This window comes from Pedobacter sp. SYP-B3415 (assembly GCF_004138205.1).
Lineage (GTDB): Bacteria > Bacteroidota > Bacteroidia > Sphingobacteriales > Sphingobacteriaceae > Pedobacter.
Genome location: NZ_RXNQ01000031.1, coordinates 299065 through 323341, shown reverse-complemented (window position 1 = coordinate 323341; position 24277 = coordinate 299065). Strand labels below are relative to the sequence as shown.

Sequence of the window (24277 nt, the reverse complement as noted above, 5' to 3'; positions counted from 1 at the left end):
GCTTATTTTTTGTCAGGTGTGTCTTCCTGTATCCGCTGCGTGATTGACCGGGCGATGTGCGCAATCGTCTGGTCTATGATCTCTCCCGGCGAGCCCTCAAAGACCTCCCGGTAATCGTAGGTCCGCTCGCCGGTCAGAATACAATAAAACATGGTACCTACCGGCTTGTCCGGGCCCTCGCTGCCACCGGGCGTCGGCAAACCCGTTATGGAAACGATCACTTCGGCGTCCATCACCTTTTTAAGTCCGGTGGCCATTTCGCGTGTTACCTCTGCAGACTCAGGTGTATGTTTATCGATCAGAGCCTTAGGTATATCCAGCATCTCTTCCTTTACACAGGCATCATAACAAACAAGCCCGCCCTTCAGTACGCTGCCGGATTGTTCGGTTTGCGAAAATGCATACGCCAGTTTTCCGGCACTGGCGCTTTCGGCAAAAGCAATGGTAAGTCCGTGAGCGGCGAGCACTTCACTACAGGTGTTTACGTCAGATTTATATGCTTGCATAGCTACGATTCGGTTTGTTTGGGCGCGGTTTTCAGCGCTCCAGGTTGTGTGGTATAACAGGCCTTCCGGCCGAAAAGTTTAAAGCTGCAGACATACCAGGCTGTAAACTTTATGGACCGTCCTGGTGTTATGGCTTGAGTTTAAGTCACAACCAGATGAACAACCGATTAAAAAAGAAATACGGCTACCTGTACCGCAACGGGTTGTCTATTGCATTTATTCTCATGTTTCTTGTTACGCTTGCAGCCCAGGCCTTAACGGGATATAAAGAGCACAACCAGATGCTTGCAGAAGAGCAGCAGCCGGAAATAGGCTTTTCGGCCTATCTCCAGACGGGTCATTTCATTTCTGCAACCTTTGAAAATTTTGAAAGTGAGTTTTTACAAATGGCCTTGTATGTTCTCATGACCGTCAAACTCAGGCAGCTTGGCTCTGCCGAATCAAAAAAACTTGACGGGCCCGAAGAAGTGGACCGTGAACCTGTACCTGGGAAAGATGCGCCATGGGCGGTAAAAAAGGGCGGATGGATTTTAAAACTGTACAGCAACAGCCTGTCTATTGCGTTTGTGATGCTTTTCCTCTTTTCCTGGGGAATGCATTTTTACGGAAGCCTGGTCGATTATAACGTTGAGCAGCAGGCGAAGGCTAAGCCGGTTGTGTCGGCTCTAGCTTATCTTGCTGAACCGCGGTTTTGGTTTGAAACATTTCAGAACTGGCAAAGTGAATTTCTTTCTGTGGCATCGATCGTTATCCTGACCATCTTTCTGAGGCAGAAAGGTTCGCCTGAATCAAAACCTGTGGATGCCCCCGACCTGGAGACAGGAAAATAGCGACAGGATAAAAAATAAAAAGCCGCTGTAAACAGCGGCTAAAAATTTGCTCCTCTCTTCAGAGAAGATTTTTATCATCCCTGTTGCAAAAGTAAGCCGCCTGCAGCGGGAATGCAAGCCAAAAACTACCTGTTTTATACATTTTTCTGATAGGGGTTTTTACCGGTTAGCTGCTGAATCAATAGCCTGGCTTTACTTTAGATTTTGATGCATGCAAGCCTGTCACTGATAGCTATGCAACGCTTCAGGAATGTTTTTTGCGGAAGGTATTTACGAATGCCGGCGAACTGCCTGGCAGTTGCTTCTGACCTTTTTTGAAGAATTTTTTGAAGGAGGATGACATGGAATCAGACCAGACACGAGATTTTTATTATCTGTCAGTAGCCATTCCGGTAGCCGGTGGTTACACAGCGGTGGGCAAAGTGTTTGTTGCCTACGACAAGCAAGCCGCCCTCGACATGTTTAACCTGTTAAAGGGCATACCCGAGGGGGAAGCACCCGGGCTTAAACTTGATCTCATTCACAGCGCACTCACCGGCACACAGCGACAGCTGGCATCCTGCTGCTGCTCGCTGGCAGATGCCTGCGAGAATATGAAGATCGTTTTTAAGCAGACTTTCAAATCCATCAATCTTGAATAAGCCGGATACAGATCTCCGGCTGCCGGTTACAACCAAATCGCGCTTAAACTGTTGTAGTTCTGTAAACAAGCTGCTAAACGATAGATTATGCCCTGGTACAACGGAGATTTTCCGCCATCTTATAAGAATCAGCCTGCCGCGCTGCGCGAAAAGGCAGTAGAAATTGCAAACGCACTGTTAAAAGAGGGCGTAGAAGAGGGCGTAGCTATTGCAACTGGATTAAAACGGGCCCGTGCTGCTGTACGATCGGAAAAGCAGGAGGGAAGATCAGACAAATGAAGCTGGCTACCTTTAATATCAACGGCGTGAATGGCCGGTTGGAGGTATTGCTCCGCTGGCTGGCGGCGGCACAGCCCGACGTGGTCTGCCTTCAGGAACTGAAGTGCCCTGACGAACGGTTTCCTGAAGCGGCCATTCTTGACGCGGGTTATCAGGCCATCTGGCAGGGGGAAAAAAGCTGGAATGGAGTGGCAATTTTATCGAAGACCAAAATCCAGGTGGTGCAGCGCGGCCTGCCTGGCTATGCTGACGATCCGCATAGCAGGTATATCGAAGCCATCATAAACAAGATGGTCATCGGTTGCCTGTATCTCCCGAATGGCAATCCTTACCCGGGCGAGAAGTTTGACTACAAACTTCGCTGGTTCAGAAAATTTGCAGCACATGCTAAAAAACTCAAAGATAAGGGATTGCCGGCGGCGCTCATTGGCGATTACAACGTGATGCCCACCGAACTCGATGTTTACAAGCCAGAAAAATATGCCGAAAATGCGCTTTTCCGGAAAGAATCGCGCGCTGCTTACAAACGCCTGCTTGCGCAGGGCTGGACAGATGCGATCAGAAGGCTGTATCCGGACGTGCCCATGTACACGTTCTGGGATTACCTGCGGCAGGCTTATCAGCGCGACGCCGGCCTGCGGCTTGATCATTTTTTGCTGAGCAACACGCTCGCCGACCGGCTTACCGGCGCGGGTGTTGATAAACATGTACGCGGATGGGAAAAGGCGAGCGACCACGCGCCCGCCTGGATCACATTAAAGAAATAGGGCCGGATGCCTGCCTCACTATGGAAAAAAAGAACGATTGGCGCCTGCGCCTGCATGAAGTGATTTACGAATCAAATACCCGGGCCGGAAAAGCTTTTGACGTCGGCCTCCTGTTTGCCATTTTTACCAGTATCATTGTTGTCATGCTGGACAGCGTGCAAAGCATCCACCGCCATTATGGTAAACTGTTTCTGTACGCAGAATGGGCCTTTACCGGATTGTTCACCATAGAATATATCCTTCGGCTGATCAGTATCCGCCGACCCTGGAAGTATGTGTTCAGCCCGCTCGGCCTGATCGACCTGATCGCACTGATTCCATCGTATCTCAGCATTTTTTTTGTCGGTGCGCAATCCTTACTGGTTTTCCGGGCGCTCAGGCTGCTAAGGGTATTCCGGATATTCAAACTTGGTGAGTTTCTTACAGAGATCCGTTTCCTGCAGCAGGCACTCCGGGGCAGTGTACGCAAGATTTCGATCTTTTTACTTACTGTGCTTACGCTCACGGTTATCCTTGGTTCTGTTATGTACCTAGTGGAGGAAAAGGAAAACGGTTTCAGCAACATACCTGAAAGCATCTACTGGGCTGTGGTAACCATTACAACGGTCGGTTACGGTGATATATCGCCGGTTACACCGCTGGGTAAATTTGTAGCCTCGATTGTTATGCTTACCGGTTATGCAATTATTGCCGTCCCGACCGGGATTATTACCCATGATATTGCCGTGGCGGCACGCAAAAAACAGGAACTGCCCGAGACATGTCCGGCCTGCGCCAGCGAGGGGCATGATTCAGACGCGCTGTTTTGTAAATATTGCGGTTCATCTCTTTTCCGGTAACATCAGGTGGTACAGCTATCAACAGCACTGTGAAAAACTTTTTTTAAAAGCCTCCTGTTATAGCCTTATTATTGCTAATATTTTTAGCAATTAATGGAAGGGGGTAAATATGAATATTGTACAAAATTTTGAACCATATCAGGGTGCATTGCTGTTTCAGATTAAGGCCTGGATGGCCATGGATATCGCGCTGCAGAAACACATCGTGAATTTTCCGAAGCTTGTTACGGTAAAAGGAACAACCATTTTGATCGACTGCGGAGGATTCGATGAATATTATCAGTATAAGCGGCTTTCTAAAGGGATCATCCCCTGGACGAAGGGTTTTGCGGCTTGGTTAAGGCCGCGGCTGCGGATTTTCACGCTGCAGATTGGCTGGTGCGGAAATGCGTATTCGGTTATCGGGCGTCACCGCGATTTCAGGCATGAAGTTTTTCTGTCTGTAGAGATACCGGCAGAAAGTATGCCGGCAGCGGTCTGGTTCAAAGAGTAGGAGGCGGCAGAAAAAATAATTCTGCAAACCGTTTTGTATTACCGCTGTTTATAGAGAAAAGCAATTCTGCATCAGTTTAATAATTTTTTTGGTTAATTAGTTAGTTTGGGTTGATGGCCGCCGGGAGGCGGCTTTCGCTTTTTAGACAGAAAACCATAGACCCTGGTCTTTGGTCCACGGTCTATGGTCGCCAAACGTTAGATAATCTGCAAGTGCGGCCTCACCTTCACATTCACAATATCAGCACGGTGCGGCTGGCACAAACAAAATACAACCGCCATTGCAATGTCGTTTGCTTCAAGCATTTCTTCATTCTTAATCTGCTCTTTTTTCTCCTCATCAGGTTGCTCCTGCATATCAGTATCTACGGCGCCCGGCTCAATGAGCGAAACTTTGATGCCTTTCGGGTTGACTTCCTTTCGTAAGGCTTCGGAAAAACCCTGTATTCCCGATTTGGTCGCAACATAGACCGAACTGTTTGCTTCCCGGACATCGGCACTCATTGAACCAATATTTACAATGTGTCCGCCATCCTTCATTCGGGTAATGGCACCATTACTAAGCGCGAGGTAGGCAAGCAGGTTGGTATTTAAAAGATATTGCCAGTCTTCGTAGGTTCCTTCCATTACGCTCCCGTAACCAAGGGCAGCATTGTTAACCAGAATGTCGAGGCCGCCCAATTGTTCGTCGACCGCCTGCAGCGTTGTTTGAATTCCTTCCTTGCCGGACAAATCTGCCTGCACACCGTAACACGCGGCTTCTGAACTGCTGCGATCCATCTCTTCGAGGGTTTCGTCTATCTGCGGCTGGTTCCTGCCAACGATCAGCACCTTCGCACCCATGTCATGAAGCATCAGTGCAATAGCTCTTCCGATTCCGGTCGTACCGCCTGAAACGAGTATACGTTTGTCCTTCACAGAACTCAGGTAATCATAAATTGGTTGCATAATATCCAGTTTTAAATTTTCTATTTAACTCGTTCGTGGAACAATCCCATAAGTTTTAATGTTTCGGCAGGGGAGATATCCGGTATTTGTCACGACAGGCACCGTAAAATACGCCTTGACGCAGCCGAACTTATCCGCACCCGGATTGCCTGGTTCCTCATGCGCCGGGAGCCTGTGGAGCGCCGGATATAATCCGTGCAGCCGGTACTTTCCGGCTGTCAAACCATCGGTCAGATGCGTTTTCTGTGGAGCCGTTTCCCCCCGCCGCATTGCGACAATTACCTGATCTGTCTGCTTTCTGAACTTTTGTGGTCTGCGCGACGTTCCAAGCAACACTAAATTTCAAACCTTAAAACATGAAAAAGATCGCATCTACCCGCAGACGTTTTTTATTTCAATCGTCGGTTGCTGCCGTTGCAACAACCCTCGGTGTAACATCATCATTTAATTTCAGCGCCAATGCCGCAGGCACCTCAGACGGTGTGCTTGCAGACACGCCGAAAGAATACCTGACCAAAATTGCACCCCATGTGTTTTTGTCGCTGGCAACAAGCACGATTGCTGTGAAGAAAGCCAGCCATGAACTCGTCAAGAAATTTGCGGGCTTCGAGATGACAGAAACCAAAGGCTTTTCGCAGATCCTGCAGGAAATGGGTGTTCCGGCGCCGCCGATGACCCCGAAGGGTGAGCAGGTATTAAAAGACATGCAGAAGGAAACCGGCAAAGCGTTTGACCTGCGCTTCCTGTCTGCACAGGCAGAAACCCATGCTGCACTTGAAGATCTTACGGCAGCATTTTTAAGATCGCCGGGCGATGACAAACATACTAAACATGTGGCCATGGCGGCGCTGCCTGCCATTCGTGAGCACCTCGACCATTGCAAAATGCTTCTGGCGCTTGCGGCGAAATAATAAATAAAGGCGGCCAGTAGCCGCCTCCATCAATCTCCCCGCTTATGATTCTGAAGACACAACTCTTAAAAATACTCGACAAGACTTACGAGCCGGATGCCATGATCGATCTCCAGTTTGCCCGCTACGACCTCAGTGTGCGGACAGACGCCGAAGGTTTGCCCGTCCTGCTGTTTATCGGCAAGCGTGGTGCGAATGGCATGATCAGAGGCGAACGTTTCCGGCGCGTCAGGCAGACAGATGCCGATGGCAAGGTTTTGAAAGACCACTGGGACCGCAAGGGGGAAGCAACGCCCTGAACATGGTGCTTGCATCAAATACGCAAATTTACTGATATATACCCGACCGGTCCCATCTGTAAAACATGCCCCCCGCCGCAGGGGTTACTATTAGACATGTTTTACTAAAAAATCATACCGTGAAAAAATTACTTGTAACCACACTGCTCACTGCCTTTTTAGGCAGCAGTTTCGCCGCGCTTCCGCAACAGGACACCACCGGCAGACAAAAACAGGATACCACTTCCAGGAGCAAAAAGCAGAAGAGTACCCCACAGAAACGCAATCAGGGCAAGAAAAAAAGCGATACGACCACTCGTGGACGTAGCGATACCACGACAAGACCGCCTGTTCAGGGCGGAAACCGATAAAAGTTATAGCTATGGAACAGGCAGAAAATACGCAGGAAAATTTCGCCGGGTCCGGCGGGCAGTCTCCGGGACCCATAAGTTCTGAAGACGGCAATAGCAGACCCGCAAGTGAGGGCGGTCAGCCGGATGCGATGCCAGCGGCGGCCACGGGAGAAACAGGCACCGAGTCGTCTGATCAAACCGATGCGGGAACTTCGCAAACAGATGATATACCACCTGATGCAACCATTTATGGCGGCAGGGACGAGCTGGACATCAATCCCGATGGCCCTGAGCCTGACTAAAACAGTACATCCCAAGAGTTAACAATTTATACAGGGGACCTGCTGCTCGGGTGAGCAGCGGGTTTTTAAATTTTTGGCAATTATGAAAAACTCCAGGACAAAGACACCGATAGGCAAGCCGTCAAGAAATGCGGGGGGCTCGGGCCTTAAAGACCTTGATGTTACATCCGGACAAGGGTATCACGAACCTGAAGACCTGAGCAGGGATACTACACCAGATCCGTCGCTCGTCAGACACCCTAACCGGAATACAGATAAGGGCAGCGATGATCAGGGAAGAAATGATAAGCTTGCCGAAGGGGAAGATATCTGATTACAAAAGACGGAGACAATATGAGCACAGAACATCAGCGTAAGTTGTCAGAAAAAGATCAGGACTGCACAGGACCTTCCGCGCAGCATGGCGACGCAGGCAGGCGCGGGCCGGGCCGTCGCGACCCCGATACCGCACCTACCCCCGGAAACGGCGCAGCCGCGCAGCACTTTCGCGGATCAGGCTACAGCACATATGGTGAAGACGATGCAGAGGAGCGCACAGATAAACCAGTGAGCGGAAAACCAGGCAGCGGAAAAATTGTTACACCAAGGAACCAGGGGCCTTCAACCCGTCCCTAAAAACAAAGACCTATGAAAAAATTGACACTTGCCGTCTTATGCGGTATTTTCTTTCTTGCCCAGGCCTGCAATTCAGACCAGGTAAATAAAGGCGCCAACGGCAGCGGCACTGCCGACTCGCTCAGACAGGATACAGCCGCAGGCACCCAGCCCGGTGAAATGAATCAGCAGCTTGACACACCCTCGGGCACAAACGTGAAAGATACAGGCTCTGTTCTTACCGACAGTACGATCAAGAAATAAGACACCGGCATCAACCGGAAGAGCAAATGCCGGTAATTCTGAACTAAATCGCTGTTGCGCTGTTACGCATACACTAAATCATTTACTTATGGAAACGAACGAGCAAAATTTTGAACAGGAGGAACCTTTAAAAGAAGGGGAGACAAATGAGTCGCCGGAAAATGCCTCAGACCTGGCTGGTGTAGCCTCAGGAAATATGGACGACCCGTCCGAGGAAGAAGGCGAAGACAGTCCTGAACGCACCGAGGTCCCCGAGCCGAACCCGGGATCCACGAACGGGCCGCAGGGTGATCATTCTGATGAGTTTGATCCCAACGAGCTCAATACTGACCGAAACGGCGACGACCGCCATAAATAACCAAAGACCGCCGGAATACTTCCGGCGGTCTTCGCGTTTTAATGCATCTGGTGCTTGTTAAGTGCCGAGTCGACCTGGTCTGTAATTACAAACTGCCTGATTTCGCCATGTTCCCATGCATTCGCTCCGGGCAGGATCTTTGGCGAAGGAATATCCTTTCTTTTCTCTTTAATTTCTGCAGTATTTACGTTGAATCTTGCATCGCGGTCTTTTACAAGCCGTTCATGAAGCTGCCCGTCTTTGGTAAAACCCATCATGATCATAGGTGCACCTACAGGCAGGTCACGGGCCTGATCGGTATGCCAGGTGTGAATGGTCTTTCCATACGTAGACACCAGTTTTTCCATCAACTCATGTTCCGCTTTTTGCGGAATGCCGGGGGCGATCAATGATCCTGATTTGACCTCGTGCACATGGCTGTGCCAGAGTTTTTTTTCTTCTTCCGGCAGCGTTTTAAAGAGCCGTTCGGTGACAATGTACTCGACACCCATAATTTTTGCATCCCTTGTATTGCCATCGAAGATGATAGCCTGGTAGAGGTCAGCACTCAGCTGCGTAACGTAATGGTGAGCTTCCATCTGCGCATTGATGTTGCCATTGTAAAAGTGAAAGCCATCCAGGTAAGCGCTCACGGCATTCAGCGGGGCCTTATCCTGAAGCACATCTGCACCCGCGTTCAGCACCTTATCTTTCCCGGTTTTCTCACCGCCCGCTTCCCCCACTTTTGAGTCCGAGTTTTTTGAAGTGCAGGCTGAGAGTGTAATTGCTGAGATGAGCGCGATCCGTCCTGCATTGCGCAGCCGTGTTCCTTTCAATATCTGATTTTTCATATCTGTTTTTAGGGGTAACGCCCGCCGTCGTTCGGAGGTTTAGCCGAACCGGATGTGCGGCTCATAAATATTTGTAAATGCTGCGATTCAGGTCGAATAAAGCATGCCTGCAGGGAAATCAGGTAAAAGCCGCAACGACTTGGGGTACTTAACCCTTAAACTTTCGGCTTCGGCGGCGGGTTTATAAACTGTCTTGCTGTATTGTCCTGCAAGCTGCTTCGGTTTGCTCATTACAGCGGCTAACATTTAACCTATGAAAATCATGGCACAAATTCGTCTTAAAACAGTCCTGATGCTCTTATCTGCCATTCTGGTTTTTGGCTGCGGATCGGATGCAAAACCAGGGAACGATGATCCGACCTCAACACCAGTGAACTCTGATCCTGGAAGTGGTGTTGTTAAGGGGTCAGACGAGAAAAAATCAGACACAACGACTACCGACTCAGCAAAGAATCAATCAAAACCGAATTAAGGCACGTGCACTAAAACAAAACAGTATGAAAGCAATGGATTATAGAGGGCCCTTCCGGGTCCGGGTATCCGACAAACCCATTCCGGGAATTCAGCATCCTGAGGATGCGATCGTAAAAGTAACGCACAGCTGTATCTGCGGCTCAGACCTGCATCTCTATCATGGTCTGGTACCAGACACCCGTGTTGGTTCTACTTTTGGTCATGAGTTTGTCGGCATCGTGGAAGAAATTGGTCCGGAGGTAACCGAAGTAAAAGTCGGCGACCGGGTGCTTGTGCCTTTTAACATCGCCTGCGGAAAATGTGCTTTTTGTAAACAGGAGCTCTATGGAAACTGTCATGAATCGAACCCGTCTGCTACGGCGGTGGGTGGCATCTTTGGTTATTCGCATACGGCGGGCGGCTTTGACGGCGGTCAGGCCGAATATGTACGTGTGCCTTATGCTAATTTCGGGCCGACGATCATTCCTGCAGAGATGGATGTTGAAGATGCCCTGTTGCTGACTGATGTGGTGCCGACGGGGTACCAGGCCGCAGAAATGGGCGGGATCCAGGAGGGCGATACCGTTGTGGTGTTCGGTGCCGGTCCCGTAGGGATTATGGCCGCAAGATGTGCCTGGCTGTTTGGCGCAGCGCGTGTCATCGTGATCGATCATCTTGAATACCGGCTTGACTTTGTGAGAAAATACGCGCATTGCGAAGCCTATAATTTCAAATCGCTCGTAGACCCCGTTTTATTTATAAAAAAGACCACCGACTGGCTGGGCGCCGATGTTTGTATCGATGCGGTGGGCGGCGATGCGGCCGGCGATGCCATGCAAACCATAACCGGCAGAAAACTTATGCTCCAGGCGGGGTCGGCTACGGCTTTACACTGGGCAATTAATGCCGTAAAAAAGGGAGGAATTATTTCTGTTGTTGGTGTTTACGGTCCTACAGACAACCTGGTGCCAATTGGCAACGTGGTAAACAAAGGTCTGACTATTCGAGCCAACCAGGCCTCGGTTAAACGGCTGTTACCAAGGTTAATCGACCACGTGCTGGCCGGTCGTCTCAATCCGAAAGAAATCATTACACACCGTTTGCCGCTAAGCGAAGCAGCTGATGCTTATCGTATTTTCTCTGCGAAACTGGACAATTGTATCAAACCCGTATTGCTGCCATCGGCATAATCTGATCAATCATGGAAGAACTTAAAAATAACTATAAACTGATTCCGGGCTGGGGTATAGACGCCGACCCTAAAGACAAGCCTAACTACCCGATTAAGAAGTGGACAGGTGATGACCATAAACGGATTAACTGGGAGCGTCCAACGCTGCAGCAAAGCTCGGTCGAGGTACTGCACTCAAACGAGCGACCATCAAAAAGTGCGGTGTACGGAACGGTATTGCCGCCGGCGGGACTAAGCGGACAGATCAGGCGGTATGCCTTCCGCTTTAGTGAAGATAAATACGCACATTGGCTGCCCCTGCTGCTGGCTGACCGTGTGAACATGGTCGAAGGTCTTATCCAGGACTTTGCCTCGAGCAAAATCCCCAACATTTGGAAAGAAAGAGGTTTTGCCGCAGACTGGAAATATGACCGGAGCGGTATGATCCGCAGAATGGCCGGTGTTGCCTGTGCAGCACTCGTGGTTTATGCCATGCTCAAATCCAAAAAGAGAAAGTAAACCCCGGCTGCGATTCCGGCGAGGGTCGCGCCGAAAAAACAAAGACACGAACCAATCGAATGTCTAGAAATATGCCCGGGGGTCTTTTTGCCGCCCGGGCATATTCTGTTTTATACCTCCTGAATATCAAAACTCCGTTCAGAAACATCAACGCACTATGTTCAGTCTAAAAGATGAGTATTCGCGTTTTGCCGCCATGCCGCAGAATGTGCGGGTGTTGCTGCGAACCAACCTGATCTATGCCGCCGCGCTGCCGCTTATTGAGCTTTTTATCGGCACATACATTATCAGAAGCTCACGCGATATGAGCCTGGTTATGGTTTTCCAGCTTGCACAGGGCGCGGGCATTCCGGTTACCTTTCTGGCAAACGGGTTTCTGCTGAGATATGTTTCAATTGCCCGCCTGTATGGTGTCGGGATGGTGCTCAGCGGAATAGCTATGGCACTGGTTATGGCTTGGGGTAACTTATCGCTTAAAGGCATTGCTTTGATGGGTTTTATCATGGGTCTTGCTTACGGCTTTTTTTGGGCAAACCGGGTGCTGCTTGCGCTTTCAAGCACACGCGATGATAACCGTAATTATTATTATGGCCTGGAATCACTGTTCTTTACGTTTGCGGCAATTGTGATGCCCGTGCTGGCCGGATACTTTTTGTCATCTGCCTCGGCTTACAACTGGCTTGGCGATAATTTGTCGAATGCCTACTATGCGCTCGCCGGAGTGGTGATCGTGCTGACAATCATTGCAAGCTTTAGCCTGCGAAAGGGCAGGTATCAGAACCCTCAGTTTGCACCTTTTCTGTTCTTCAATTTTCATCGCCTCTGGCGGAAGATGTTGTTTCTCGCAGGAATCAAAGGGCTGGCGCAGGGTTTTATTATTGCAGCTCCGGTCATGCTGGTGATGCGGCTGCTGGGTAATGAAGGCGATGTGGGCATCATTCAATCAGTCGGCTCCGCGTTGTCGGCCATTCTGATTTATTCGGTAGGTAAGCGTACAGCACCGCGGCACCGCCCGTACATTCTGATGGCCTCCATCTTATTATTTTTAACCGGCTCGCTGATTAATGCCGCTTTTTTCAATGCCATGAGTACGGTTGTTTTCGTTGCCTGCCTCGTTTTCTCGCGACCGCTGCTCGATCTGGCTTATTTTCCTATTCAGCTTGGCGTAATCGAGTGTGTTGCCAGACGTGAGGGCCGTAGCCAGTTTGCCTATATCTTTTCACATGAGCTTGGAACCTTCGGTGGACGCCTTTGCGGCTGTCTTATATTTATTCTTGCAGCCCGTTACATGAGTGAAGATATAGCCCTGCGCTTTGCGCTGCCTGCAGTTGCTTTACTCCAACTCCTGGCCGTAAAGGCGGCGCGTTCGGTGCTCGAAGATCCTGAATGGTGCGAGGCGCGGGAGAATGCGGCGTTACAGGCTCCCGCTTTACAGGAACCTGCCGAGCTCGCATAGGCAGGATCAGATATCCGTTAATGTTTTGTAATCACGGCGGTTGTCCAGTTGTCGCGCTGGCAGACCTCGCAGACCGCCGGTTGCTGGTCGGCATTGTAAACCTTGCCGCAGCTCCAGCAGCATACCTTGTCGTCTGCTGCTTCGGTCACCTCTTCCGAGAACGCTTTGTCCCAGTCAGGCAGGGTGGTTAGTCCCGGTATGGGCTCGTCTCTTTTAACGAGGCTGAACATGCCGCCCGCTTCGAGATAAAGGCGGCTTACCTGTCCCAAATGATAAATTTCGCTTGAGCGGAGCTGCGCACACAAACGCTCGCGGGAAATCCTGGACTCAACCATCTCTTCGCACACCATTACCCCATCGCGTACAAGCACATTAAAATCGTCCTGGCTCAGCGTTTCAAATTTTGGCCTCCTGAGCGACCATTTTGCAATCAGCATCTGCCAGGCTACGATGACAACGGCAACGATCAGCCCCGGCAGTACACCACGCTCAGGGTTCATCAGCGGCACACCGATGGCTGCAGCGAGTGATGAGACGGCTGCCATCTCGTTACGGCTAAGCTGCGATGACATGCGTTTGCCCATCAGGCGCATAGCCAGAATCAGCATAAAGAAAATAAAGGCACTTCTCAGAATGACTTCGAGGTAAAACATCCCGGGCACTTCGCCGAGAAAAAGGCGTTTGGGGTCAAAAAGTTCGAGCTCTTTCATGGCTTAACGGCAGGTTCAAATGTTGAGTTGTTACAGTTCCGACAAGTTTGGGTATAGGTGTGCGGCTCACCGGAAGGGGCGCCGCAGGCTTTGCAGACCATCAGGTTTTTATCCACGTGCAGCTGCCCGTCCGGTTTTTCCCGGTCTGGAAATACCGATAGCCCCGGGGAAGGTTCTACAGCATGATAGACGGAAAAGAGCCCGCATGCTTCTATATACAGGCGCGAGACCTCGCCCAGCTGTTTGATGTTCTTTTGACGCAGAACTGCGAATACCTGTTGTTGGGTAATGTATTCGCTTTGCATAGTTGAAACATCGATAATACCATTTTTGATCAGCACCTTTTCCGTCCCCTGGGTTATTTCTTCAATTTTCGGACTTCGAATGCCGGCCAGGGTGAACCAGCGTTGCAGTGCAAGCATACATAACAATACAAGCAGGCCCTGAAGGATACCTTTATCCGGCACCTGCATAGGCAGCGAGACAATGGCACCGAGCGTGAGCATGACGGCCAGTTCTGATATGGTAAGCTGCCCGCCCATCCGTTTGCCCATAAGTCTGAGTACGGCCAGCAGTAAGATGTAGGTAATTGCCGTTCTGACCACAACTTCGATAAGAAATTCTGGTGGCGTGTCTCCGAAAAGGAAGCCGGTTAGTCCACCGGGCCCTGTAGATTGTCCGCTTGATTGCATGTTATGTGATATATGGATTGTTAACGTAAGTGATACTCATCTTTATAAACAGCCAGCTGTTGTTTAAGCGCTTTTCTGGGCAGGTGTATCCGTGTTTTCACTGTTCCGATCGGCACGCCAAGCCGTTCAGCGATTTCGTGATATTTATAACCCTGAAAATGCCATAAAAAGGCGAGCCGGCTGATTTTTGAGAGCTGACCAAATGCCAGCCTCACGTCTTCACGCACAAATTTCCAGTTGGCATCATTTTCAAACGCTGTTCCGGCCAGTGAAACATCGCTCAGATCTTCGCACTGCTGGATCAGGTTGTTCTGGCGCGCACGTGTCCTGTACGAATTGATGAACGTATTTTTCATGATTGTAAATAACCAGGCACGCAGGTTGGTGCCAGGATCATACCGCTGTTCGTTGCCGATGGCCTTAATCATGGTCTCCTGCACAAGATCTTCGCTGTCTTCGATGTTATGGGTGAATTTCATGGCGAAGGCCCGCAACACGCTCATATGCGAGCAGACCATTTTCTCAAATAGAGGGGTTGTGTTCATAAGCTTGATATAGATGATTGCTGCAACAGTGCATAACTTATGGTGTACAAAACACAGGCCCGGCAGGCCATTTAAACGGAGTTTCCGTAATAATCCGATCCAAATCTGGTACCCAAATCGCGGGCCGCGGACTGTTACCCGGAGCGCTGCGAAAAAATCCCGGATTTTGTTCGCAAGGCCGCAGTTTTGCGAAGCCGACTGCCGGGCTTGTACAGATTTAACAGAGTCTAAGTGAGATGTGATGGAGTAGTTCGCGCGGTCAAGACCTGCGGACTGGCAGACGTTACTAAAAATGGAAAAAGACAGCATACACGTGTGTCGCATATTCCCTGCATTGCCGCTCAGTCGCCAACATCTTATGTATAACATCATCTGCATAATAAACACAGGTAGTGTTTCATAAGTTGCAGGGTAACTACCTGTTATGAGAGGTCTTATACTTGTTTTGCTCTTAGCAAGTACGGGTTCATAAACGATGTAGCAAAGCGCAACCCTGCGCTTTAAGAATTTTTGGCAAATTGCGGCCGCTTGACAAACATACCGGAACGGGAGTGGTTATAGGATAACAGAACGCCGGCCGGTCCGGTGGCTTAAAATTAAACCTGACTATGATAAAAATCCTTCTTGCAGAAGACCATTGGGTTGTGCGTGAAGGGCTTAAAGCCCTGATTGAAGATATTTCCGAATTTGAGGTAATCGGACAGGCCTCTAACGGCCTTGAGGCTTTGACGCTGCTTGAAGGGGGCACGCAGCCGGATGTTTTGCTAACCGATCTTTACATGCCTGAAATGAACGGCATTGAACTTTCCAGGGCAGTGGTTGGCACATACCCCCAGATTAAGATCATTTTCCTTTCCATGCTGGACAGTGAGCAACATCTTATTGATGCACTGCGCAGCGGGGCAAGCGGCTACCTGCTAAAAAACTCTTCACTTAACGAGCTTGAGTTTGCTATTCGTCACGTCTGCAACGGAAACCGGTACGTAAGCGCAGAACTGACTACGCATTTGATCGAGCGGCTGCTCAAAGGCTCTTTTGCGCAGACAAACAACAATCCCGGTATTGAGTTTTCTGAGCGGGAACTTGAGGTGCTTGCCATGATCGGCGACGGTCGAACAAACTCTGAAATGGCCGATTCGCTGTTTCTAAGCCGCCGTACGGTTGAAGGGCACCGCCAGAGCCTGCTCGACAAAACCGGCTGCCGCAATACACCCAGCCTGATCCGGTTTGCTTTACTGAACGGGTACCTGAGTTAAGCCTTAGCCCGGCGGCGTTTAACTTTTCGCACCGGTAAACCCATAACATCCTGATATGCATTATTCTATACACACAACCGGGAAACGGATCCTTTACTTTGCGCTGTGCATCACGCTGTTATCAGGCTGTAAACAAAAGGAACATCCGGCAGGCACACCAGTCGGCGGCCTTCATGATCCGGTCATTTATGCGCTGGAAATAAAAACCTTTCAGGACAGCGATGGCGACGGCACAGGGGACATCAGAGGTCTTATCAACAGGCTTGGCTACCTTAATTCGCTAGGTATCAACGTGATCTGGCTGGCCCCGTTTCAGCCTTCGCCTGGGCAGGATGATGGTTATGATCCCTCAGACCATTACGGCATAGACAAGAAATTTGGAACCCCTGCCGACCTGCAGGAATTTTTGTCAAAAGCGCATGCCAGAAAGATGCGTGTCATCATGGACCTGGTGCTTAATCATACCTCAACAGAACATCCCTGGTTTAAAGCGGCGCAGCGCGATCCGCAGTCAAAATTCCGGGACTGGTATGTCTTTTCGAAAACACGCCCTGAAGATGCAGAAGAAGGCATGGTTTTTCCCGGCGTTCAGAAAGAAACCTGGACACTCGACCCTGTCAGCAAGCTGTACTATTTTCATCGTTTTTACAGGTTCCAGGCAGATCTGAATTATGAAAACCCTGAAGTTGTCAAAACTGCAGAACACATTGTGCAGTACTGGCTCAAACAGGGTATGGACGGATTCAGGCTGGACGCAGTGCCGTTTATCATTGATGTGCCGCGTACAGGAGCTGAAGACCCGGAACATCTCTTTCCGGTTCTGGACCGGCTGGTGCAGGCTGCGAAGAAAGTTAAACCAGACGCGATCCTTCTTGCTGAAGCAAACGTAACGGCAGAAGAAAACCAGGATTACTTTGGCGAGCAGGGGCAACGCATGAATGTCATGTTCAACTTTTACGCAAATCAGAATCTCTTTTATGCTTTTACGCGTAACCGCGTGGCCCCGTTTTTGAAGGCTATGGAAAAGTTCAGACAAAAACCTCCGGGTACTGAATGGGCCTATTTTCTGCGCAATCATGATGAGATAGATCTGGGCAGGTTAACGAACTGGGAGCGTAACCAGGTGTACGAAAAGTTCGGTCCGGCTAAAACCATGCAGCTCTATGACCGGGGCATACGAAGGCGGCTAAGTCCCATGCTTCGAAATCCGAAACTGATCGCTATGTCTTACAGCCTCTTATTTTCCCTACCGGGGAAACCCGTACTGCGGTATGGGGAAGAGATTGGCATGGGCGATGACCTGAGCCTTAAAGAGCGTCTCGCCGTGCGCACTCCCATGCAGTGGAACCAGCGTGAACATGCCGGCTTTACAAGCGCAGACTCGGCAGTGAGGCCAGTCATAAGCTCAGGAGCATATAATTATCATAAAATCAACGTTAAAAAGCAGCTTAACGAAAGAACCTCTTTATTAAATAACATAAGGAAAATGATTTTATTCAGGAAAAAGTATGCTGAGTTCTTTCGTGAGGAATGGGAGGGAGAAACACTCGGTTCAGGTAAGGTGCTGATTCTGCGTTATAAGAAAAACGGTAACAACCTGATTACGCTGCATAACTTTTCACCCGATTCTGTACGGGTCCGGATACCTGAGAATGTTGATGGTTCTGAGAAAAACGGGCTTGTTTATTCATTACCGTCGGCAAAACTGGGCTCCGATGGCCGGATTGAACTTTCCCCATACGGCGCAGCCTGGCTTTTTACAGCAGATAAAAAACGTTAAGTTGTCCTTTCAGCTTTCAGTAATTTCCACGCGGATTGTGGTTCCCGACGCACCGACCGGGGTAATGCTCATTTTTCCGTCATACAGACCGATGCGGCTGTTGATGCCGTCAAGACCGGTGCCAGCCATGAGCGTATCCGACTGGTCGGCCAGCAGGGCGCTGCCGTTGTCGGTCACACTGATCTCAATTTTATGACCGCTTTGTTTTAGCAGAATATCGATGCGGCTGGGCTGCGTGTGTTTAATAGAGTTATTAACAAGTTCCTGCACAATCCTGAAAACGTTGGCTTCTACGGCAGGAGATATGCGGTTCGCGAAACCAACAGTTCTGCTTTCTATACGCAGGGCTGAATTTGAGAACCGGGTAGCCAGTTCGTCAAGCGCGGCCGGCAGTCCGAAATCTAATAATATTGATGGCGCCAGTTCGAAAGAAATGTTTCTGGTAATTTTGATCGCATCCCGCATCAGTTCGCTGATCTCTTTCATTGCGGTCTCAGATCGCTGGTTATTTATCTGCGTAATCTTGATTTGAATGCCATACAGGAGCTGGCTTACCGTGTCATGAAGCGCCGAACTGATACGGTTGCGTTCTTTTTCTTCGGCCAGGTGACGGGCAATAACCAGTGCGCGCTGGTGTTCTGCCGCCAGCCGGTCTTCATTATCCTGTCTCAGTTTCCGCTCAGTGATATCTGTCATGATTCCACTCAGAATCCGGCGGCCATCCATCGTTTCCTTCATGCTTCCGCGTATCCAGATAAAGCGCGCGGCCTGGCCGGGACAGGCGAACCGGTATGTAGCATCTACAGGCCGGTCAAAAAAAGCCGACCGGAAGTCTTCAGAGAAGCGTTCACGGTCTGCAGGGCCGACCAGTTCACGTATTGCTGCAAAGCGGTAATCGCGGTGCCCGGTGCCGAGCATGTCTTCGATTACAGCATCAAGCGAAAATACCATGTCTGTCTGGCTTAACTCCCAGGCGCCTGAGCCAGATGCATCGAGCGCGAGCGAAAGGCGATGACTTGCTTTCATGAGATCCTGCTTAACCTGCATGGTGTTTGTAATGTCTGTGAACGCGATGTAACACTGATCGGCCGCTTTGACGAAAATACCTTCAGCATGCACATGCACCTGTTCGTCACCGTTGGACAGCCTTAAATGACAGTTTTCCTGCAAAGCAGATGAAAGAATCCGTCTGAAAAACGTATAATAGGTATCGCGGTCGTCTTCGGCGATGAGGGCATAAAGTGACTTACCTGTCAAGCTGTGTTTCCCTGATTTAAAAAGCGCTGCCGCCGCACTATTTAATTCAATGATGTATCCTTTCGTGTCTGTAATGAGATAACCGATGGGGGCAAGGTCATAAATGCCAGAAAACCGCAGACGCTGCCATTCAAGCTGCTCATTTACATGAATCAGCTCGTCATTCTGCATTTCCAGTTCCATCTGGTAGGTTTGAAGCTCCTGAAACATGCGGGCAAAAGTCTGCTGATCGATTGTACCGGGATCAGGTAAAATTTTGTTCAGCAATGAAAGCGTTTCCGACTGAAGCCGGTCTAACTTTTCCTGGCCAGTATTTTTTTTATCGTCATTCACGGGGCACCTCCTCTATCGTTATCACAAAAAATATCGGGGTCGAATCATCGCTGAAGAAAGGCATCACCGTTAACATAAACGAAGTTGCTGCCATTTCGATCCTTATTTTGGCTGGTGCTTTCAACTGCCCCAGTTCTGAAATTATCGGGGCAGCATCAACCCCTGAAAAGTTATTCTTCAGGAAGGTCTCAAATTTTTGGCCAGTTTGTATCCGGCCATGTGATAATTTCGTCAGTGACGTATTTTCAGATTGTATATTTAACCTGGCGTCGAGTACGGCTGCCGGGAGACTGAGATTAGTCGCAAGCGATTGGGCATATTCCCGGACAGCGTCGATCTTGATCTCCATTTTTTTGTAAGAGGTAATCGCGGTAAAGGCTATCACAGCCCCCGAAATAAAATTGTCGGTAGTGCGGTAGGGCATGATCCTGACCCTGTACCACTCGTGGCTGCGGGTCTTGATCTCAATCTCACGCGTGTTGAGCCTGTCAATTACTTCCTTTGTCGTTTCCTCAAGCGGCGCATAATCAAAGTTTGCTACCAGGTCTGACAAGGGTCTGCCGATATCTGCCGGTATGATACTGAACAAAGTTTTGATCTGTGGCGTAAACCGCAGAATTTCCAGGTCGTTGTTCAGAAAGATGGTGCCGATCTCTGTCGAATCGAGCAGGTTTTTCATATCATTATTCAGGCGTCCAAGCTCTTCGGCCTTAGACTGATACTGAATATTCACCGTCATCAGCTCCTCGTTGAGCGATTGCATTTCCTCTTTGGTTGTCAGCGATTCCTCGTTGGTGCTTTGCAGTTCTTCATTGGTACTTTGCAGTTCCTCATTCGTTGATTTTAACTCTTCGAGCGATGTTTCCATCTGCTCTATGGTACTGTGTAGTTGCTGCTTTGTATAAACCAGCTCTTTCTCCATTTCTTCTATTTCCTGGCGGTTGGATTGGGCCGAACGGGCAGACCTGCGGGCTGCTTTTTTCATCACACCCATGTCTTCGACAACCAGCATAATGAGGCCGCGCATCTCTGAATCTTCAAGCGGGCTTGCATTTAACCGCAGTAAACGAATCTGATCACCTTCCTTTGTTTTGACATCGCTGATGGTGACAAGCCCGCGCTGGGTAATAGCCTGATGAATCACGTTTCCCAATACGTAGCGCAAATCTTCACGTGCCATCTTGTGGATGTTCATGACAGCTTCGCCACGGGGCAGCTGCAAAAAGTTTCCGGGTTTGCCGCTGCTGTACAAGATGTCGCCCCGGTCGTTTATTAGAATCGCAGTAGGAGTGAAGTGTTCAAGCACGATCTTGTTAAAAGATTCTGCCACTGAATTCTTCTTTGATCTGTTTTCTGTTTCCTCACTACGGGCTACACTCACCACCGGTCGGGCAACCTGAAACGGAAAGTCGATCATTTTATTCATGGCCGAACTGCCTTCTTTGCGCTCAAAGATTTTCCATTTCGGGTCTGAGGCAACAAAGAGTTCCGTGAAACCACCAATGGTTTCGGCCGGGCCCATGAACATGATCCCCCTGTTGTTAAGCGAATAATGAAAGATCGGCATAATCTTTCGCTGCAGTTCGCTGGTCAGGTAGATCATCACGTTGCGGCAGCATAACAGGTCTAGCCAGGTAAAAGGCGCGTCTTTGATCAGGTTGTGCTGGGCAAAAACGATCATTTCGCGTAATTCTTTTTTAACCCGGTAACCTTCATCCTCCTTGATAAAAAAACGCTGCAGCCTTTCTTCAGATACATCGGCAATGATGTTGCCGTGGTAACTGCCCAGCCGGGCCTGCTCAACGGCGTTGCTGTCAAGATCGGTAGCAAAGATCTGAATTTTTGGAGGCTTTTCCTTTCGTTTGGCTTCTGTACACTCCATCAGGAGCATAGCTACTGAATACGCTTCTTCACCGGTCGAGCATCCGGCTATCCATGCACGAACCGGTTCGCCGGGTTTCTTTTCCGCGAGCAGTGTTTCAATCTTTTTTTTCAGCGAATCGAATGCAGCGCCGTCGCGGAAAAATTTCGTAACGCCGATCAGCAGTTCGTTAAAGAGTGTATCGATTTCAATCGGATTTTCGCGGAGGTAAGTAACATAGTGAACGTAATCAGGCAACTGGTGGAAAGCAACACGCCTGTCAATCCGCCTGATGATGGTGCTTTTTTTATAAAGTGAAAAGTCATGACCGGTGTGCGAGCGCAGCAGCATCAGGATCTTCTGCACTGAGGTGCTGTTTCTGATCTCGGTTCTGGCCTGCTCCGAAGGCTCTTCTGCCAGAACAGGATGATTGATGTATTGAATCAGCTTCAGCGGCATTTCGTCCGGCGAGAGCACATAATCAACTAAATTGGTGCCAATGGCAGCGTTGGGCATACTGCTGTACTGGGCGCCTTCGGGGTCCTCGACCATCACGATGCCCAGCTTTTCCTTGATCATCCGTACACCCGTTTCGCCGTCTGAACCCATGCCTGACAAGATGATACCAACCGCCCGGTTCCATTGATCGTCTGCAAGGCTCTGTAGGAAATAGTCGATAGGTTGCCGGTAACCATTTGGTTTGCTGATGTTTAAAAGAAGTAGTTTTCTGTTGTGTATACCCAGATCTTTATCAGGCGGAATCACATAAACGTGATCAGGCTCAACCTGAGCGCCGTCGGCAGCTTCAAGCACCGGCATGGCGGTAAAACTTTTAAAAACTTCAGAAATCTTGCCGATGTGATTGGGCGAGAGATGCATAATGATGACAAATGCCATCCCGCTATCAGCCGGCATATGCGTAAAGAAACGCTCAAGTGAGGAAAATGCACCGGCAGAGCCGCCGATTGCTACGATAGGAAAGGATTTGGTTTTAGGCATTTTGGCCGATCCCTCCTGGTTGCTTTTGTGTGTTTTTTTTGTCACGTGCGCTGATTCAGTATTTACTTACAGTTGTAAAGCTAGTGATAAATGGATTGTGGTCACAACAATACGCGCACGAGAAAAATATTCAGGTTTTTAACTTCCGAATGGTTACGAAAATGTGCGTTCTAGGGCGTACTTTTTGACAGCGGCAGCCGGATAAATACCCGGGTACCTGTCCGTTCCGGATTAGCAATTTTGAAAGTTCCTGATAGCAGTCGAACTTTTCCGGCTATCGATTTAAGCCCAATGCCACCATTGCCTGGCGTAGTACCCATGCCTTTGCCATTGTCGGTAACGCGCAGTTGCATGCTTTCCTCGTCAATTTCTATACTCACCTGGGCGTGGCTCGCCTGAGCATGTTTTATCACATTTGTAACAAGTTCCTGAAGCATGCGGTAAACAGCTACGAGTAAAAACTTATCAGCGTGTTCCTCCTGTCCGAAAAAACTGCATTCAAACCGTGTGGTTCCGCTCAGTTGTTCACACATCTTTTCGGCAGCGAAGAAAAGTCCATGCGCCTCAAGAGCCGCAGGTACGAGTTCGTGCGCAATTCGTCTTGTTTCGTTGATGGCACTGGTCACAATTTCTTCAAGCTGCTGTTTTTCTTCGCCAAAACGTTCAGGATCCCGGGCCGCCTTTTTTGCGTTTATGCGGGCTATGCCAATCTTGATTCCATACAACAACTGGCCCAGACCATTGTGCAGGTTCTCAGAGAGACGTCTCCGTTCGTCTTCCTGGTTCTTGACCGTCATTTGGAAAATCTGTCGCTGCTGTTGTTTTTCGAGCGCCTGCATCTTTTCCTGGATTTTCTTTGACCTGGTTATATCCATGTCGACACCCAGGATCTTGACCGGCCAGCCTTTTTTACTTCGCATGAGCTTGGCTTTCACCAGAATGGTCTTTTTCCTGTTCCCGGCACGTATCTCCAGCGTTTCTGTAAAATCCCGCTGCCCAGCAACAATAGCAGCAGCAATTCGGCTTGCCGTCTCATTACCTGTTGTACTCGAAAAACGTATGTAAATGCCGGGGTCAATACGCTCGCTTCGAGCCGCCTTGAATATTCGGTACATACCCTCAGACCAGCTTAGGCTACCTGAAATCAGATCGTATTCCCATGAACCAAAGTCGGCTACGCGCTCTGAGTGTGATAACAGCGCATAGTTTTTAATCCGTTCCTCTTCGGCTAGTTTATGCTGCGTTACGTCGATGTTTGTTGCCACAAGTCCGTCTCCCAGTTTCACGAAACTGCAGGAAAACCACTTGTTGAACTGTTCATAGGGATAGTAGTATTCCAGCTTTTCTGATTTTCCGGTTTCGAGCACGCGGACCATGGTGTCAAAAATGCCGGCGGCTTTGATACCGGGATACTCCTGCGCATATAATTTGCCGATCAGGTCCTTTCTTCCCGTCTCCCTCTCCAGTTCCTTGTTGGTGAAAATGATTTCAAAATCCTCAACCTTGCCTTCAGCAGTACGGCGGCATTTCAGCATAGAAATCTGAACAAGACTGGTATCGAATATGGCCTGCAAAAGTTTTGGGTTAGAAAGCGCGGCCTCAGCCTGTGGCGGGGTGTTCTTTACTGCTGCGCCGGTGCAGCTAAGCATCCAGCCCATGGTACATGGTTTAAGGGTACAGGTGTCCAGCCCGGCTATCGTGACAATAAATTCCTGTGTATGACCCGCAACCATTGCAAGCAATCGCTCAGCTTCGCGCCCGGAAAGCAGCGTGAGCAACGGCGTGCCTTCAATTTTTGAACGCGATTTACCAATGGCAGCGCAGAATGGGTTGTTTACATATCTGATTACAAACGTATCATCCAGCAAACAACAGGGCTGGGCGATCGCATCAAGCAGATCGGCAGCAAGCGGCATGGTCTCGCCTTCTGAAATCGTCGTTAAATCTGCAGACATGTATCGGTGGTTTAATATACAACCCGGATATTCCTGAGTTGTTTGGGCTGAGTAAAGATATTCAATGCAGCAGTATTCATGAACGAATCAGGTAAACC

The 24277-nt window shown here is 49.4% G+C and carries 29 protein-coding genes; 20 read left to right on the top strand and 9 right to left on the bottom strand.

The window, feature by feature from the left end; all coding sequences use genetic code 11:
- Positions 1 to 2: 2 nt before the first annotated feature.
- Positions 3 to 506 carry a CinA family protein gene (locus EJV45_RS11850; RefSeq protein WP_129715885.1) on the bottom strand — a complete coding sequence of 168 codons (504 nt, stop codon included), beginning with the start codon at positions 504 to 506 and terminating at the stop codon, positions 3 to 5.
- Between the two features lie 155 nt (positions 507 to 661).
- On the opposite strand from EJV45_RS11850, the gene EJV45_RS11845 reads away from it, so the two are divergent.
- The 6 genes from EJV45_RS11845 (at position 662) to EJV45_RS11820 (ending at position 4355) form a co-directional block, all read left to right on the top strand.
- Positions 662 to 1336, top strand: a complete 675-nt coding sequence (locus EJV45_RS11845) for a DUF6766 family protein (RefSeq protein ID WP_129715884.1) — start codon at positions 662 to 664, stop codon at positions 1334 to 1336.
- Between the two features lie 341 nt (positions 1337 to 1677).
- Positions 1678 to 1977, top strand: a complete 300-nt coding sequence (locus EJV45_RS11840) for a hypothetical protein (RefSeq protein ID WP_129715883.1) — start codon at positions 1678 to 1680, stop codon at positions 1975 to 1977.
- Between the two features lie 87 nt (positions 1978 to 2064).
- Positions 2065 to 2256 (top strand): hypothetical protein, encoded by a 192-nt coding sequence (locus EJV45_RS11835; protein WP_129715882.1) that lies wholly within the window; start codon positions 2065 to 2067, stop codon positions 2254 to 2256.
- Positions 2253 to 3023, top strand: a complete 771-nt coding sequence (xth, locus tag EJV45_RS11830) for an exodeoxyribonuclease III (RefSeq protein WP_129715881.1) — start codon at positions 2253 to 2255, stop codon at positions 3021 to 3023. The genes EJV45_RS11835 and xth overlap by 4 nt, the downstream gene beginning before the upstream one ends.
- Complete coding sequence (locus tag EJV45_RS11825; RefSeq protein WP_240755269.1) at positions 2972 to 3862, top strand: ion transporter; 891 nt, start codon at positions 2972 to 2974, stop codon at positions 3860 to 3862. The genes xth and EJV45_RS11825 overlap by 52 nt, the downstream gene beginning before the upstream one ends.
- Before the next feature lie 109 nt (positions 3863 to 3971).
- Positions 3972 to 4355: a hypothetical protein gene (locus EJV45_RS11820; protein ID WP_129715879.1), complete on the top strand. Its 384-nt coding sequence runs from the start codon at positions 3972 to 3974 to the stop codon at positions 4353 to 4355.
- Positions 4356 to 4552: 197 nt separating this feature from the next.
- Here EJV45_RS11820 and EJV45_RS11815 read toward each other — a convergent pair whose 3' ends face one another.
- Positions 4553 to 5302, bottom strand: a complete 750-nt coding sequence (locus EJV45_RS11815) for an SDR family oxidoreductase (RefSeq protein WP_129715878.1) — start codon at positions 5300 to 5302, stop codon at positions 4553 to 4555.
- 356 nt (positions 5303 to 5658) lie between these two features.
- Here EJV45_RS11815 and EJV45_RS11810 point away from each other — a divergent pair, with 356 nt between their 5' ends.
- The 8 genes from EJV45_RS11810 (at position 5659) to EJV45_RS11775 (ending at position 8362) form a co-directional block, all read left to right on the top strand.
- Positions 5659 to 6213 carry a DUF4142 domain-containing protein gene (locus EJV45_RS11810; RefSeq protein WP_129715877.1) on the top strand — a complete coding sequence of 185 codons (555 nt, stop codon included), beginning with the start codon at positions 5659 to 5661 and terminating at the stop codon, positions 6211 to 6213.
- Between the two features lie 44 nt (positions 6214 to 6257).
- A complete protein-coding gene (locus tag EJV45_RS11805; RefSeq protein ID WP_129715876.1) occupies positions 6258 to 6512 on the top strand; it encodes a hypothetical protein in 255 nt (84 codons plus the stop codon).
- Positions 6513 to 6631: 119 nt separating this feature from the next.
- Entirely contained in the window at positions 6632 to 6862 is a 231-nt protein-coding gene (locus EJV45_RS11800; RefSeq protein ID WP_129715875.1) for a hypothetical protein, read from the top strand.
- A gap of 11 nt (positions 6863 to 6873) precedes the next feature.
- On the top strand, positions 6874 to 7146 hold the full coding sequence (locus EJV45_RS11795; RefSeq protein ID WP_129715874.1) for a hypothetical protein: 273 nt from the start codon (positions 6874 to 6876) through the stop codon (positions 7144 to 7146).
- An 82-nt stretch (positions 7147 to 7228) separates the two neighbouring features.
- Positions 7229 to 7459 (top strand): hypothetical protein, encoded by a 231-nt coding sequence (locus EJV45_RS11790; RefSeq protein WP_129715873.1) that lies wholly within the window; start codon positions 7229 to 7231, stop codon positions 7457 to 7459.
- A gap of 20 nt (positions 7460 to 7479) precedes the next feature.
- A complete protein-coding gene (locus EJV45_RS11785; protein WP_129715872.1) occupies positions 7480 to 7761 on the top strand; it encodes a hypothetical protein in 282 nt (93 codons plus the stop codon).
- Positions 7762 to 7773: 12 nt separating this feature from the next.
- Complete coding sequence (locus EJV45_RS11780; RefSeq protein WP_129715871.1) at positions 7774 to 8004, top strand: hypothetical protein; 231 nt, start codon at positions 7774 to 7776, stop codon at positions 8002 to 8004.
- 88 nt (positions 8005 to 8092) lie between these two features.
- Positions 8093 to 8362, top strand: coding sequence for a hypothetical protein (locus tag EJV45_RS11775; protein ID WP_129715870.1), 270 nt, complete (start codon positions 8093 to 8095; stop codon positions 8360 to 8362).
- Between the two features lie 38 nt (positions 8363 to 8400).
- Here the strand turns inward: EJV45_RS11775 and EJV45_RS11770 are convergent, their stop codons facing one another.
- Positions 8401 to 9192, bottom strand: a complete 792-nt coding sequence (locus EJV45_RS11770; RefSeq protein WP_129715869.1) for an OBAP family protein — start codon at positions 9190 to 9192, stop codon at positions 8401 to 8403.
- A gap of 253 nt (positions 9193 to 9445) precedes the next feature.
- Here EJV45_RS11770 and EJV45_RS11765 point away from each other — a divergent pair, with 253 nt between their 5' ends.
- From EJV45_RS11765 to EJV45_RS11750, 4 genes are all read left to right on the top strand, one after another.
- Positions 9446 to 9664, top strand: a complete 219-nt coding sequence (locus tag EJV45_RS11765; RefSeq protein ID WP_129715868.1) for a hypothetical protein — start codon at positions 9446 to 9448, stop codon at positions 9662 to 9664.
- A gap of 25 nt (positions 9665 to 9689) precedes the next feature.
- Positions 9690 to 10835: a zinc-dependent alcohol dehydrogenase gene (locus tag EJV45_RS11760; RefSeq protein ID WP_129715867.1), complete on the top strand. Its 1146-nt coding sequence runs from the start codon at positions 9690 to 9692 to the stop codon at positions 10833 to 10835.
- Between the two features lie 11 nt (positions 10836 to 10846).
- Positions 10847 to 11335: a hypothetical protein gene (locus tag EJV45_RS11755; protein ID WP_129715866.1), complete on the top strand. Its 489-nt coding sequence runs from the start codon at positions 10847 to 10849 to the stop codon at positions 11333 to 11335.
- A 157-nt stretch (positions 11336 to 11492) separates the two neighbouring features.
- Positions 11493 to 12791 (top strand): MFS transporter, encoded by a 1299-nt coding sequence (locus tag EJV45_RS11750; RefSeq protein ID WP_129715865.1) that lies wholly within the window; start codon positions 11493 to 11495, stop codon positions 12789 to 12791.
- A 17-nt stretch (positions 12792 to 12808) separates the two neighbouring features.
- On the opposite strand, the gene EJV45_RS11745 is transcribed toward EJV45_RS11750, so the two are convergent.
- Genes EJV45_RS11745 through EJV45_RS11735 form a run of 3 tightly spaced genes read right to left on the bottom strand, consistent with a single transcriptional unit; the run spans position 12809 to position 14738 of the window.
- The gene (locus EJV45_RS11745) at positions 12809 to 13501 is read right to left on the bottom strand and encodes a DUF421 domain-containing protein (protein WP_129715864.1); all 693 of its coding nucleotides are present in this window, start codon (positions 13499 to 13501) and stop codon (positions 12809 to 12811) included.
- Positions 13498 to 14193 carry a DUF421 domain-containing protein gene (locus tag EJV45_RS11740; RefSeq protein WP_129715863.1) on the bottom strand — a complete coding sequence of 232 codons (696 nt, stop codon included), beginning with the start codon at positions 14191 to 14193 and terminating at the stop codon, positions 13498 to 13500. Before EJV45_RS11740 ends, EJV45_RS11745 begins: the two co-directional genes overlap by 4 nt.
- A 20-nt stretch (positions 14194 to 14213) precedes the next feature.
- Positions 14214 to 14738 carry an RNA polymerase sigma factor gene (locus EJV45_RS11735; RefSeq protein ID WP_240755268.1) on the bottom strand — a complete coding sequence of 175 codons (525 nt, stop codon included), beginning with the start codon at positions 14736 to 14738 and terminating at the stop codon, positions 14214 to 14216.
- A gap of 608 nt (positions 14739 to 15346) precedes the next feature.
- On the opposite strand from EJV45_RS11735, the gene EJV45_RS11730 reads away from it, so the two are divergent.
- Positions 15347 to 15994, top strand: a complete 648-nt coding sequence (locus EJV45_RS11730; protein ID WP_129715862.1) for a response regulator transcription factor — start codon at positions 15347 to 15349, stop codon at positions 15992 to 15994.
- Positions 15995 to 16049: 55 nt separating this feature from the next.
- A complete protein-coding gene (locus EJV45_RS11725) occupies positions 16050 to 17774 on the top strand; it encodes an alpha-amylase family protein (protein WP_129715861.1) in 1725 nt (574 codons plus the stop codon).
- Between the two features lie 9 nt (positions 17775 to 17783).
- Here EJV45_RS11725 and EJV45_RS11720 read toward each other — a convergent pair whose 3' ends face one another.
- The 3 genes from EJV45_RS11720 to EJV45_RS11710 all read right to left on the bottom strand — a co-directional run bounded on the left by EJV45_RS11720 (position 17784) and on the right by EJV45_RS11710 (position 24179).
- Complete coding sequence (locus EJV45_RS11720) at positions 17784 to 19364, bottom strand: PAS domain-containing protein (RefSeq protein WP_129715860.1); 1581 nt, start codon at positions 19362 to 19364, stop codon at positions 17784 to 17786.
- Positions 19357 to 22269 carry a CheR family methyltransferase gene (locus tag EJV45_RS11715; protein WP_240755267.1) on the bottom strand — a complete coding sequence of 971 codons (2913 nt, stop codon included), beginning with the start codon at positions 22267 to 22269 and terminating at the stop codon, positions 19357 to 19359. The genes EJV45_RS11720 and EJV45_RS11715 overlap by 8 nt, the downstream gene beginning before the upstream one ends.
- Before the next feature lie 125 nt (positions 22270 to 22394).
- Entirely contained in the window at positions 22395 to 24179 is a 1785-nt protein-coding gene (locus EJV45_RS11710; protein WP_129715859.1) for an ATP-binding protein, read from the bottom strand.
- Positions 24180 to 24277 lie beyond the last annotated feature (98 nt).